This is a genomic window from Burkholderia sp. Ac-20353 (genome assembly GCF_017104785.1).
In the GTDB taxonomy this organism is placed as follows: domain Bacteria; phylum Pseudomonadota; class Gammaproteobacteria; order Burkholderiales; family Burkholderiaceae; genus Burkholderia.
Map to the genome: position 1 here is coordinate 1 of NZ_JAAGPL010000243.1, position 11,417 is coordinate 11,417.

Annotated in this window: 13 protein-coding genes; 5 read left to right on the plus strand and 8 right to left on the minus strand. The window is 66.0% G+C overall.

Features of this window, described 5'->3' with window-relative positions; genetic code table 11:
- Nucleotides 1–66: 66 nt before the first annotated feature.
- From fliN to G3N94_RS36150, 5 genes are all read right to left on the minus strand, one after another.
- Entirely contained in the window at nt 67–546 is a 480-nt protein-coding gene (fliN, locus tag G3N94_RS36130; protein WP_205798973.1) for a flagellar motor switch protein FliN, read from the minus strand.
- Nucleotides 539–1,537, minus strand: a complete 999-nt coding sequence (gene fliM / locus G3N94_RS36135) for a flagellar motor switch protein FliM (RefSeq protein ID WP_205798975.1) — start codon at nt 1,535–1,537, stop codon at nt 539–541. The genes fliN and fliM overlap by 8 nt, the downstream gene beginning before the upstream one ends.
- A gap of 24 nt (nt 1,538–1,561) precedes the next feature.
- A complete protein-coding gene (fliL, locus tag G3N94_RS36140) occupies nt 1,562–2,098 on the minus strand; it encodes a flagellar basal body-associated protein FliL (protein ID WP_205798977.1) in 537 nt (178 codons plus the stop codon).
- 208 nt (nt 2,099–2,306) lie between these two features.
- Nucleotides 2,307–3,029, minus strand: coding sequence for an LrgB family protein (locus G3N94_RS36145; RefSeq protein ID WP_205798979.1), 723 nt, complete (start codon nt 3,027–3,029; stop codon nt 2,307–2,309).
- A 34-nt stretch (nt 3,030–3,063) separates the two neighbouring features.
- On the minus strand, nt 3,064–3,531 hold the full coding sequence (locus G3N94_RS36150) for a CidA/LrgA family protein (RefSeq protein ID WP_205798981.1): 468 nt from the start codon (nt 3,529–3,531) through the stop codon (nt 3,064–3,066).
- A 136-nt stretch (nt 3,532–3,667) separates the two neighbouring features.
- Here G3N94_RS36150 and G3N94_RS36155 point away from each other — a divergent pair, with 136 nt between their 5' ends.
- Nucleotides 3,668–4,594: a LysR family transcriptional regulator gene (locus G3N94_RS36155; protein WP_205798984.1), complete on the plus strand. Its 927-nt coding sequence runs from the start codon at nt 3,668–3,670 to the stop codon at nt 4,592–4,594.
- A gap of 9 nt (nt 4,595–4,603) precedes the next feature.
- On the opposite strand, the gene G3N94_RS36160 is transcribed toward G3N94_RS36155, so the two are convergent.
- Entirely contained in the window at nt 4,604–4,852 is a 249-nt protein-coding gene (locus tag G3N94_RS36160) for a type II toxin-antitoxin system prevent-host-death family antitoxin (RefSeq protein ID WP_205798986.1), read from the minus strand.
- A 319-nt stretch (nt 4,853–5,171) separates the two neighbouring features.
- Between G3N94_RS36160 and G3N94_RS36165 the strand changes: the two genes are divergently transcribed.
- The gene (locus tag G3N94_RS36165; RefSeq protein ID WP_205798988.1) at nt 5,172–5,816 is read left to right on the plus strand and encodes a DUF4433 domain-containing protein; all 645 of its coding nucleotides are present in this window, start codon (nt 5,172–5,174) and stop codon (nt 5,814–5,816) included.
- A complete protein-coding gene (locus G3N94_RS36170) occupies nt 5,816–6,898 on the plus strand; it encodes a macro domain-containing protein (RefSeq protein WP_205798989.1) in 1,083 nt (360 codons plus the stop codon). Before G3N94_RS36165 ends, G3N94_RS36170 begins: the two co-directional genes overlap by 1 nt.
- Nucleotides 6,899–7,043: 145 nt before the next feature.
- Here G3N94_RS36170 and G3N94_RS36175 read toward each other — a convergent pair whose 3' ends face one another.
- Nucleotides 7,044–8,615, minus strand: a complete 1,572-nt coding sequence (locus tag G3N94_RS36175; protein ID WP_205798991.1) for a DHA2 family efflux MFS transporter permease subunit — start codon at nt 8,613–8,615, stop codon at nt 7,044–7,046.
- Nucleotides 8,616–8,792: 177 nt separating this feature from the next.
- Nucleotides 8,793–9,281 carry a MarR family transcriptional regulator gene (locus G3N94_RS36180; RefSeq protein WP_205798993.1) on the minus strand — a complete coding sequence of 163 codons (489 nt, stop codon included), beginning with the start codon at nt 9,279–9,281 and terminating at the stop codon, nt 8,793–8,795.
- A 168-nt stretch (nt 9,282–9,449) separates the two neighbouring features.
- Here G3N94_RS36180 and G3N94_RS36185 point away from each other — a divergent pair, with 168 nt between their 5' ends.
- Both G3N94_RS36185 and G3N94_RS36190 read left to right on the plus strand, forming a co-directional pair.
- Nucleotides 9,450–9,743: a multidrug ABC transporter ATPase gene (locus tag G3N94_RS36185; RefSeq protein WP_205798995.1), complete on the plus strand. Its 294-nt coding sequence runs from the start codon at nt 9,450–9,452 to the stop codon at nt 9,741–9,743.
- A gap of 205 nt (nt 9,744–9,948) precedes the next feature.
- Nucleotides 9,949–11,417: efflux transporter outer membrane subunit (locus G3N94_RS36190; protein WP_205798997.1), on the plus strand; the 1,469-nt coding region annotated here is incomplete at its 3' end.

Sequence of the window (11,417 nt, forward strand, 5' to 3'; positions counted from 1 at the left end):
CGGCGGCAGCCAGTACCGCGGCCGGCGCGACCGCGGCGAGCGCGCGGCGGCCGGACGTCGCCAACTTCATCGATTGAGCTTCCGGATGCGTTCGGACGGCGTGATGATGTCCGTCAGGCGGATGCCGAACTTGTCGTTGACGACCACCACCTCGCCCTGCGCGATCAGGCAGCCGTTGACGAGCACGTCCATCGGCTCGCCCGCCATGCCGTCGAGCTCGACGACCGAGCCCTGCGCGAGCTGCAGAAGGTTGCGGATCGCGATCTTCGTGCGGCCGAGCTCCACGGTCATCTTGACCGGGATGTCGAGGATCATCTCGATGTCGTTGTGCGTCGAGTTCGCCGCGGCCTTCGACAGCGGCTGGAACACGCCGGCGCCCGTCGCGCCCGGCTGCACCGGCTGATGGTTCTGCTCGGCGAGCGCGGCCGCCCAGTCGTCCATGCCCGGGTCGGCCTCGGGCGCGGCCTGCGCTGCGGCCGTTTCCGCCAGCGCGGCATCGGCGAGCGCCTGCGCGTCGAGTTCGGGCGTCTGATTCAGCTCACTCATATCCACCTTCCTTCATCGTGTCGCTCGTGCTGATCATCTTCTGCACGCGCAACGCATATTGACCATTGAAAATCCCGTAACCGCATTCCATCACCGGCACGCCGTCGACCTTCGCGGTGATCGTGTCGCCGATCTCGAGCGGCAGCACGTCGCCCGCGCGCAGGTTGAGCAGCTTCTCGAACGTCGTCGGCACCTCGGCGAGATCCGCGGTCAGCTCGACCTCGGCCGCCTGCACCTGCTGCGACAGCACGCGCACCCAGCGGCGGTCGACCTCGAGCGCCTCGCCCTGGATCGGCGACGCGAGCACGTCGCGAATCGGCTCGACCATCGAGTACGGCATGCAGATGTGCAGCGTGCCGCCGGTCGGCCCGAACTCGATCGAGAACTGCGTGACGATCACGATCTCGTTCGGCGTCGCGACGTTCGCGAACTGCGTGTGCATCTCCGAGCGCACGAACTCGAACTGCAGCGGCCGCACGCTCTTCCACGCGGTCGTGTAGTGCTCGAACACGAGGTTCAGCAGCTTGCCGATGATGCGTTGCTCGGTCGCGGTGAAGTCGCGGCCCTCGACGCGCGTGTGGAAGCGGCCGTCGCCGCCGAACAGGTTGTCGACGACGAAGAACACGAGGTTCGGGTCGAACACGAACAGCGACGTGCCGCGCAGCGGCTTCACGTGCACGAGGTTCAGGTTCGTCGGGATCGGCAGGTTGCGGGTGAACTCGCTGTACTTCTGCACCTTCACCTGGCTCACGGAGATTTCCGCGGTGCGCCGCATGAAGTTGAAGATGCCGATCCTGAGCAGGCGCGCGAAGCGGTCGTTGATGATCTCGAGGCCGGGCATCCGGCCGCGGACGATCCGCTCCTGCGTCGCGATGTTGTAGGGGCGGACGCCCGACGTGTCGCGCGATTCGTCGGTCGCGTCGGTTTCGCCGGTGACGCCCTTGAGGAGGGCATCGACCTCCTCCTGGGACATGAATTCTTCGTGGCCCATGCGCGCTCCTTGTATGCGGCGGCGTTACTGGACGACGAACTCGGTAAACAGCACGTCGTCGACATGCGCGGCCTGGTTGCCGGGCTGGGTCGGCTGCTCGGCCAGGCCCTTCAGCTCGTCGGCGAGCGCGCGCTTGCCGTCGGGCGTCGCGAGATCCTCGGGATGCTTGTTCGACAGCGCGAGCAGGATCCGGCTGCGGATCTCCGGCATCCGCGCGGTCAGCTGCTCCTGCGCCTTCGGGTCGGTGAGCTTCAGTGACAGGCCGACGCGCAGATAATGCTGGACGCCGTCCTCCGACTGCAGGTTCACGGTGAGCGGGTCGAGCGGGAAGAACACCGGCGCGGCCAGCGGCGCCGGTTCGCTGCTCGCGGCCGCGTGGCCGACGCCTTGCTTGCTCAGGAACACGTACATGCCGCCCGCGGCGGCGGCCGCCGCACCGAGTGCGATGACGGCAATGAGCGCGATGCGCTTGAGCTTGCCGGACGATGCCGGATTGCCGGCGGGCGGATTTGCGGTCGTGGAGGCCATGTGGATGCGTGCGTGATGTCTCGTAGCATCCATTGTTCGGCATCCGGCCCGACGCCGATGGGCGGAAAAGAGGGGGGATTTGCGGCTATCTCAGCCGATTGTCGGGCGGCTGGAGGCGGGATGAAGGGCGCGCGGCGCGCCGGAGGCGGGAGTCGAGGTGGCTTGGGGCGGCTTGAGAGGGCGGCGGGCCGGGCGATGCGACGCCGCCGCGGGCGAATTGCGCTTCGGTGCCGGCAGCCGCTCAGATCGGCAGCAGCGTCAACACGGGCGCGAGCAGTACCATCGCGACGCCCGCGATCATCATCGTGAGGCTCGACACGACGCCTTCCTCGCGGCCGATCTCGCGCGCCTTCGCGGTGCCGACGCCGTGCGCGGCCGCGCCGAACAGCGCGCCGCGCGCGAGCCGCGTGCGCAGCGGCACGAGCGCGAGCACGATCTCGCCGAGCAGCATCCCGCAGATGCCGGTCGCGATCACGAACAGCGCGGTCAGGTCCTTCGGCGCGTGGATCTTGTCAGAGACGGCCAGCGCGAACGGCGTCGATACCGAGCGCGTCATCAGCGAGCGCTGCAACTCTGGCGACAGGTGCAGCAGCTTCGCGAGCAGCAGCGACCCGCAGACCCCGGCCGCAATCCCGACCACGACGCCGACGGACAGCGACAGCCAGTGCCGGCGGATCAGGTCGCGGTAGTCGTAGATCGGCACCGCGAACGCAATCGTCGCCGGGCCGAGCAGCCACATCAGCCAGCGCGTGTCGCGGAAGTAGACCGAATACGGGATGCCGGTCAGCGCGACGAGCGCGACCAGCACGCCCGGTACGAACACGAGCGGCGAGAACAGCAGCGTCTTCTTGTACGCATAGAGCCGCTTCGACGCGAAATACAGCGCGATCGTCAGCACGAAGCAGCCGACGGAGATCGCGGCATTCGTCTGATCGGCGGACAGGTTCGACAGCGGGGCAAGCATCACGGGCTCCAGGCAGGCGGTTCCGGAAACGGGCTCAGCCGCGCACGCGGCGGCGTTCGGCGACCACGCGCTGCGCGGCGAGCCGGCGCTCGAGCTTCGCGGCGAGATCGACCGCGACGGCCACCGCGACCATCACGAACGCGGTGCCCGCGACGACGACGAGCGCGAGCCGCCAGCCGTCCTCGCGGAACAGCCCGCCGTACTGCACCGCGGCGACCGCGGCCGGCACGAAGAACAACAGCATGTCGGACAGCAGCCAGTTCGCGCCGTCCTTCACCCACTTGGTCGCCACGCCGCCGGAAAACAGCAGCACGAGCAGCACCGCGAGGCCGATCACGCCGGACGGAATCGGCAGCCCGACCGCGCGCACGGCCCAGTCGACCACCAGCCACAGCACGCCGAGCGCGGCGGCCTGCAGCGCGATCCGGCCGGTGTGCGCCAAGCCGGCGGGGACGGCAGGGACGGCGGGCCGGGCGGCGGCAACGGCGATCGACTTGTTCATGGCGGGCTCCCATACAGATATTTCTTCAATGGCGCAAGTATAGGATTCCCTCATCCATAAATAAAATGACTTGTCTCTATCCTTGTCATTCCAATTCGGAATTCATTGACCGTTGCACCAATTTGGGGAGGCGCCGATGGAATTGCGCGCGCTGCGGTATTTCGTCGAGGTGGTCCGCCAGCAGAGTTTCACCGCGGCGGCGGACAAGCTGTTCGTGACCCAGCCGACCATCAGCAAGATGGTGAAGGCGCTCGAGGACGAGATCGGCTCGCCGCTGTTGCTGCGCGACGGCCGGCAGATGGTGCTGACCGATGCCGGGCGGATCGTGTTCCAGCGCGGGCAGGACGTGCTCGCCGCGCAGGCGCAGCTGCAGTCGGAGCTGAACGATCTCGGCACGCTCGGCCGCGGCGAGCTGACGATCGGCATCCCGCCGCTCGGCGGCTCGCTGTTCACGCCGATCATCGCCGCGTACAAGCAGCGCTACCCGAACATCGAGCTGAAGCTGTTCGAGCAGGGCGCGCGGATGATCGAGGCGGCGCTGATGTCGGGCGAGCTGGAGCTCGGCGGCTTGCTGGAGCCCGTCGATCCCGCGACGTTCGAGCGGCTGCCGATGGTGCGCGCGCCGCTGTGGCTCGTCGCGCCGCGCGAGTCGCGCTGGGAGGATCAAGCGGCCGTGGCGCTCGGTGACCTCGCGCGCGAATCGTTCGTGTTCTACGCGGAAAGCCTCGCGCTGCACGACGCGGTGCTCGACGCGTGCCGGCAGGTCGGGTTCACGCCGTCGATCGTGAGCCGCAGCGGCCACTGGGATTTCATGGCCGCGCTCGTGCACGCGGGGGTCGGCATCGCGCTGTTGCCCGAGCCGTACTGCCGGCGGCTCGATGCGGGGCAGTTCACGTGCCGGCCGATCGTCGAGCCGGAAATCACCTGGGCGATCGCGCTCGGCTGGCTGAAGAAAGGGTATTTGTCGCACGCCGCGCGCGCGTGGCTCGAGGTCGCGCGGGCGACGCTGCCGATCGCGCCTGGTGACGACCTTGCGTTTGGCGGGTTGAGGGCGCGGGAGTGATCGGCAACGTCAAGCATTGTCTTCGAACAGCGTCTGAATTGCGTCGCCGCCCATTGAGTCAAAATCGTCCGGGACGCTGATCTGCCCCTTCATGAAGCCGATTCGGGCCGGCGACGCAGGCTCCGACATGTTGATCGGTATGACCCTGACAAGGGGTTTGCCGGCTTTCGCGATGACGAATGGTTCGCCAGCCTCAACCGCTTTATCGATCAGCCGCGACAAGTTCATCCTTGCGTCACGCATGTTGTAAGTCCGCATGGCATCCCCAAAATCCACAGAATTCAAACATTTTGCCGGCCTCGTTCAATTTGTAATCAGCAAGCGATGCGGTGCCTATTTTTAAGCATATCGAATCACGAAATACAGCCGGCGCGACGGAGGCAACGCTCTTCAGGGCTGCTACGCGGGCCATAGGCGGGCGGTATCTAGTATGGCTGGCCCGGACTATGCAGTTCCTGCGAGATCTGCGGCTGGTAAAATTTGGGGCGTGTTTCGGACGCACGCCGATCACGGATCGGACGCTCTGGCGTGCTGGCCGGCAGCAATCGCGGACCTATTGCGCCAACAAGAGGGACCAATGGCGAACTACGAACGACTCAATGCCGCGAACGCGTATATCTGGCGGATCGTGCACCGCGAGAGCCTGCCGTGGATCTTGGATCATGGGCTGGTGTGCGCAAACAGCAATGAGCGCGACCCTAATTTTGTACAAATTGGCAATGCGGACCTGATTAGCCGCCGGGCCCACCGTCTTGTGCCGATCGCGCCTGGCGGAACATTGGGCGACTACGTGCCGTTTTATTTCACGCCCTTTTCGCCGATGATGTACAACATCTACACAGGGCGAACCGTCCGCCAGCAGCGCAACGAGGACATCTGCATGTTGGTCAGCAGGCTACCGGTTCTGCAGCAGTTCGACACTTCGTTCGTGTTTACCGATCGGCATGCGTACACGCAGTTGGCTCGTTTTTTCAGCGATCTCGCCTCGCTGGATCAAATCGACTGGCCGCTGCTGCAAGCTCGAAACTTCAAGCGGAACCCGGACGATCCGGAGCAAATCGAACGGTATCAGGCCGAGGCGCTCGTATACAGGCATCTTCCGGTGACTGCACTGACGGCAGTCGTGTGCTATTCGGAGCAAGTGAAACGCGAGCTCGAGCAGATGGCGGCCGCTCGCGGTTTGAACGTAACGGTGCAAGCACTTCCAAACTGGTACTTCTGATGATTACGTACACCCAAGGTAACCTCCTCGATGCACCGACTGAAGCACTGGTCAACACGGTCAACACGGTCGGTGTGATGGGGAAAGGTATCGCGCTGATGTTCAAGGAGAAATTCCCAGAGAACTTTAAGGAGTATGCAGTTGCTTGCAAGGAGGGGCGTGTACAGACCGGCAAGATGTTTGTCACCGAGCGGATGACGCTGATTGGGCCGAAGTGGATCGTCAACTTCCCGACCAAACAGCACTGGCGTGCAGCTTCGCGGCTGGAGTGGATCGTGGATGGGCTGATGGACCTACGCCATTTCCTCGAACAGAAGCATGTCCGGTCGATCGCGATTCCGCCGCTTGGTGCGGGTAACGGTGGGCTGGATTGGACTGCCGTGAAGGGTGAGATCGACGCGGCACTGAGCGACTTGCAAGATACCGAGATCCTTGTCTACGAGCCGACTGCTAAATACCAGAATGTGTCGAAGCGTGAGGGGGTGGAAAAGCTCACACCGGCACGTGCGCTGATAGCCGAGCTTGTGCGGCGCTATTGGATTCTTGGGATGGACTGCAGTCTGCTCGAAATCCAGAAGCTAGCGTGGTTTCTCGAACGCGCAATCGAACGCACTGATGCGCCAAACCCGTTGCAGCTCAAGTTCGTCGCTCACACGTACGGCCCGTATGCAAATCGGCTGGATCACCTGTTGAACAACCTGGACGGTAGCTATCTGCATTGCGACAAGCGGATCGCGGACGCAGGCCCACTTGACGTTATCTGGTTTGACGATCGTCGCAGTGATGTGCTCGCTGGGTACCTGAAGAGCAGTGAGATCCAGCCTTATCTGAACGCTCTTGAAGAGACTGCGTCGCTGATTGACGGTTTCGAATCTCCGTTTGGACTTGAACTGCTCGCTTCGTTGGATTGGCTGCTGGCGCGCGAAGGTTGTGATCCGAGCGTGGAGAGTATCCGTGCGGGCCTCTTGGAGTGGCCTGGTGGCGAATCGGCGGGGCGACGGAAAAATCGCCTGTTCGATGAGCGCGCTATCCGTATTGGACTGAATCGGTTGACCGCCACGAGCACACTTGCTTGTACGTAATGAAGGGGGCGCTCTGCGTGACACCTAGGCATAGTCCAGAATGTCATCAACCTATTGATTTAAAATGACATTTTTAGATGAAAGAAGGCCGGAACGCCCTTGAGATAACAGGGCCGCCGGCCGCCGGCCGCATATCGCATCGCCATCAATGCCCCATCGCCGGCCCTGCACCCTTCCTCGGCTTCGTGACCCACACGAGCGCCGCGAGCGCGATGAACATGATCGCCGACAGGTGGAAGAAGTCGTTGGTCGCCATCATGAAGCCCTGCTGCGTGACGATCTGGTTGAGCTGCGCGTTGGCCATCTGGCCGGCAACGCCGAGCTGCGACAGCGCGCCCTGGTAGTCGACCGTGCTCTGCGAATAGACGCTCACCGATTCCGACAGCCTCGCGTGGTGGTAGATCGCGTCGTTCTCCCAGAACGTCGAGCTGGCCGCGGTGCCGATCGCGCCGGACAGCGTGCGCAGGAAGTTCGACAGCCCTGACGCGCTCGCGAGCCGCTCGTCGGGGATGCTCGACAGCGTGATCGTCGTCATCGGCACGAAGAAGCACGCGACGCCGATCCCCTGCACGAGCCGCGGCAGGATCACGTGGTTGAACGGCACGTCGAGCGTGAACGTCGAGTTCCAGATCGACACGCCCGCGAACACGATGAACGCGAAGCTCGCGACCATCCGCAGGTCGAGCCGGTGCATGTTGCGGCCGATCAGCGGCGACAGCACGAGCGCGAGCAGCCCGACCGGCGCGGTCGCGAGGCCGGCCTTGCCGGCCGTGTAGCCCATCACCGTCTGCAGCCACAGCGGGAAGATCACGACCGAGCCGAAGAACGCCATGAAGCCGAACGAGATGATCATCGCGCCGAGCGCGAAGTTGCGGTCCTTGAACAGCGACAGGTCGACCACCGGCTCCTTCTCGGTCGCCTCCCACACGAGCATGAACGCGAGCGACACGACCGCGATCAGCGCGAGCGCGGCGATGAACGTCGAGTTGAACCAGTCGCGGTCCTTGCCGAGGTCGAGCATCATCTGCAGGCACGACACGCCGATCACGAGCAGCGCGAGGCCGACCGCATCGATCCGCTGCTTCGTCGTCTTCGTCTCGCGGCCGCGCAGCAGCACGTACGCGCAGATCGCCGAAAACACGCCGATCGGCAGGTTGATGTAGAAGATCCACGGCCACGTGTAGTTGTCGCTGATCCAGCCGCCGAGCAACGGGCCGAAGATCGGCGCGACGATCACCGTCATCGCCCATAGCCCGAGCGCAAGCCCGCGTTTCGCGGGCGGGTAGCTGCGCATCAGGATCGTCTGCGACAGCGGCACCATCGGCCCCGACACGAGCCCCTGCAGCAGCCGGAACGCGATCAGCGTCTCGAAGTTGGTCGCGAGGCCGCACAGCGCGGACGCGATCGTGAACGCGAGCACCGACAGCGTGAACAACCGCACCTCGCCGACCCGACGCGCGAGCCAGCCGGTGAGCGGCACCGCGATCGCCGACGCGACCGAATACGACGAGATCACCCACGTGCCTTCGCTCGTCGCAACGCCGAGGCTGCCCGAGATCGTCGGCACCGCGACGTTCGCGATCGACGTGTCGAGCACTTCCATGAAGGTGCCGAGCGCGAGCCCGACGGTGAGCAGCGCGAGGGCGCCGCCGGACAGCGGCGCCGGTTCGGCGGCGCGGGACGCGGGCGAGCCCGCGGAAGCCGTGGTGGCGGACATCGGATTCTCCTAGGTGCGGCGCGCCGGACGCGCGCGCAACGCGTGCCGTATCGCGACGCAGCACGAACCGGCCGGGGGTAGCGGGAAGTACGTGACGGTGAGCATATGACGCGTCATCTTCTGCCCAGACAGATAAATAAGCGAATGTTTAACCTAGACATCGCATCTCGCATCGCATCAGCAGCCCGGCTCGCCGGACGAATCGCACGCGAGCGTGCCGGGGCCGTTCGCGATGAAGCGCTGCAGCAGGCCGGTGAGCGTCGCGAGTTCGTCGGCCGAGAAGCCCGCGAGCTGCGCGTTCAGTGCGGTCGCGATCACCGACGGCAACGCGCGGGCGGCGTCGGTGCCGCGCTCGGTCAGCGACAGCTCGATCACGCGGCGGTCCTCCTCGCTGCGCGAGCGCACGATGAAACCCTTGCGCTCGAGACGGTCGAGCAGCCGCGTCATCGAGCCGCTGTCGTATGACATCTTGCGCGACAGCTCGAATGGCGTACGCGCGTAGCCGCGCGACAGCAGCAGGATCACGCCGACTTGCTGCGCGGTCAGGTCGAGCGGCTCGAGCGCACGGTCCATCCGCTCGACGAGCGCCTGACGCGCCTTCGACAGGAAGTAGCCGAGACTCGTTTCCAGCTGGATGTCGTCGGGATCGTAGAGGCCGCCGTTCATTCTCGATTGCGCGCGCTGCAATAGTGCATTGTTGGGAAAACGCGACCAGTATCTTGAAAATTAATTGCTTGGTCAATATTATTTCAGGCAACCAGTTACGACGTGCATGTTGCACTGCCGGAGACGATGTTCTGACCTGCCTTGCCCGCGCTGCCGGGCACCCCGAGGATGTTCGCGATGCTGTTCCTGAAAAATGCCGCCGGCGCGCTGCGCCGCACCGTGACCGATACCACCCACCATGTGTTCTCCGGCCCGCACCGCGGCTGGAAGATTGCGCTGTACGTGGCGATGCTGGTGTTGCCGGGCGGCTCGCTCGCGGTACTCGGGTTCGCGTGGTTCGATCAGCGCCGGCAGCGCAACGCGAAGGGCGCCGCGCGCCGCGGCGCACGCAAGTCGGCCGCCGTGGAGCCGTCGTGGCGCCCGGCCAGAGCCGTAGAACCCGTGCCGGCGCGCTGCCACTGACGCGTCGCTGCCGCACGCAATCCGTCATCCCCGCCGTAACGCCCTGTAAACCGGCGCACCGCGCCGGTAACACATTCCTGCTGCCGCGCACCGTACCCTAACGACTGCGCAGCTTCCCCGCCGTCAGTTACCATTTGTCCGCCTGCGGTCGCCCGGCCGCATCGCGCGCCCGTCCGCCGGGCCGCGTCCAGACAGGAATTACACGATGCCGTACGCCCCATCCCCGCGCGCCCGTCGCCCGCTGAGTGCCGCCGTCGCCTTCGCGACGGCCGTGCTGCTTGCCGGCTGCGCCGTCGGGCCCGACTATCACCGCCCCGATACGCCGATGCCGGCCGCGTTCAAGGAAGCGCCCGCCGGCTGGAAGGTCGCGCAACCGGCCGACCGCGCGGACCGCGGCGCGTGGTGGTCCGTCTACGGCGACGCGCAGCTGAACACGCTGATCGACAAGCTCAACGCGTCTAACCAGACTGTCGCGCAATCGGCGGCCGCGTACCGGCAGGCGCGCGCGCTCGTCGCCGAGGCGCGCGCCGCGTATTTCCCGACGGTGGGCTTCAACGCGTCGGCGTCGCGCGCGCGCACGCCGCGCACGTCGGTGTCGTCGTCGAGCGTTGGCGGCGGCAGTTCCGGATCGATCAACAACAGCTACAGCGTCGGCCTCGACGCGTCGTGGGAGCCCGACCTGTGGGGCAAGGTCAGCCGCACGGTCGGTGCGCAACGCGCGGGCGAAGCGGCGGCCGCGGCCGATCTCGCGAACGCGCGGCTGTCGCAGCAGGCGACGCTCGCGCAGACCTACTTCCAGCTGCGCACCGCCGACGCGCTGCAGAAGCTGCTCGACGATACCGTCGCGTCGTACACGCGCTCGCTGCAACTCACGCAGAACCAGTACGCGCAGGGCGTTGCCGCGCGCGCGGACGTGATCCAGGCGCAAACGCAGCTGCAAAGCGCGCAGGCGGCCGCGATCGAGAACGGCGTCGCGCGCGCGCAGTACGAGCATGCGATCGCGACGCTGATCGGCGAACCGGCGTCGACGTTCTCGCTGCCGCCGATGCCGCTCACGGCCGAGCCGCCCGTCACGCCAGTCGACGTGCCGTCGGCGCTGCTCGAGCGGCGGCCCGACATCGCGGCGGCCGAACGCCGCGCGGCGGCGGCCAACGAGCAGATCGGCGTCGCGATTTCGGCGTTCTTCCCGACGCTCACGCTGTCGGCGCAGGGCGGGGTGCAAAGCTCGGTGTGGTCGCAGCTGTTCACGCTGCCGGCGCGCTTCTGGACGGTCGGCCCGCAGCTCGCGGCGACGCTGTTCGACGCGGGCCTGCGCGCCGCGCAGACCGAGGCCGCGCGCGCGACCTATGACCAGGACGTCGCCGCGTACCGGCTGTCCGTCCTCACCGCGTTCCAGGACGTCGAGGACAATCTCGCGTCGCAGCGCATCCTCGCGCAGGAAATCGACGTGCAGCGGCAGGCGGTCGACAGCGCCGAGCACGCGCTCGCGATCGTGACGAACCAGTACAAGGCCGGCACGGTCGGCTACCTGAACGTGCTGACCGCGCAGACGACCGCGTTCAACGCGCACCAGAAGCTCGCGACGATCTCGGGACAGCGGATGGTGTCGTCGGTCGGGCTCGTGAAGGCGCTCGGCGGCGGCTGGGACGCGTCGCAGATGGCGCGCGAGACGGG

Excerpts from the sequence above, each read along its gene's own strand:
- fliN (WP_205798973.1), bottom strand. The coding sequence starts at position 546 with ATGAGTGAGCTGAATCAGACGCCCGAACTCGACGCGCAGGCGCTCGCC.
- fliM (WP_205798975.1), bottom strand. The coding sequence starts at position 1,537 with ATGGGCCACGAAGAATTCATGTCCCAGGAGGAGGTCGATGCCCTCCTC.
- fliL (WP_205798977.1), bottom strand. The coding sequence starts at position 2,098 with ATGGATGCTACGAGACATCACGCACGCATCCACATGGCCTCCACGACC.
- G3N94_RS36145 (WP_205798979.1), bottom strand. The coding sequence starts at position 3,029 with ATGCTTGCCCCGCTGTCGAACCTGTCCGCCGATCAGACGAATGCCGCG.
- G3N94_RS36150 (WP_205798981.1), bottom strand. The coding sequence starts at position 3,531 with ATGAACAAGTCGATCGCCGTTGCCGCCGCCCGGCCCGCCGTCCCTGCC.
- G3N94_RS36155 (WP_205798984.1), top strand. The coding sequence starts at position 3,668 with ATGGAATTGCGCGCGCTGCGGTATTTCGTCGAGGTGGTCCGCCAGCAG.
- G3N94_RS36160 (WP_205798986.1), bottom strand. The coding sequence starts at position 4,852 with ATGCGGACTTACAACATGCGTGACGCAAGGATGAACTTGTCGCGGCTG.
- G3N94_RS36165 (WP_205798988.1), top strand. The coding sequence starts at position 5,172 with ATGGCGAACTACGAACGACTCAATGCCGCGAACGCGTATATCTGGCGG.
- G3N94_RS36170 (WP_205798989.1), top strand. The coding sequence starts at position 5,816 with ATGATTACGTACACCCAAGGTAACCTCCTCGATGCACCGACTGAAGCA.
- G3N94_RS36175 (WP_205798991.1), bottom strand. The coding sequence starts at position 8,615 with ATGTCCGCCACCACGGCTTCCGCGGGCTCGCCCGCGTCCCGCGCCGCC.
- G3N94_RS36180 (WP_205798993.1), bottom strand. The coding sequence starts at position 9,281 with ATGAACGGCGGCCTCTACGATCCCGACGACATCCAGCTGGAAACGAGT.
- G3N94_RS36185 (WP_205798995.1), top strand. The coding sequence starts at position 9,450 with ATGTTCGCGATGCTGTTCCTGAAAAATGCCGCCGGCGCGCTGCGCCGC.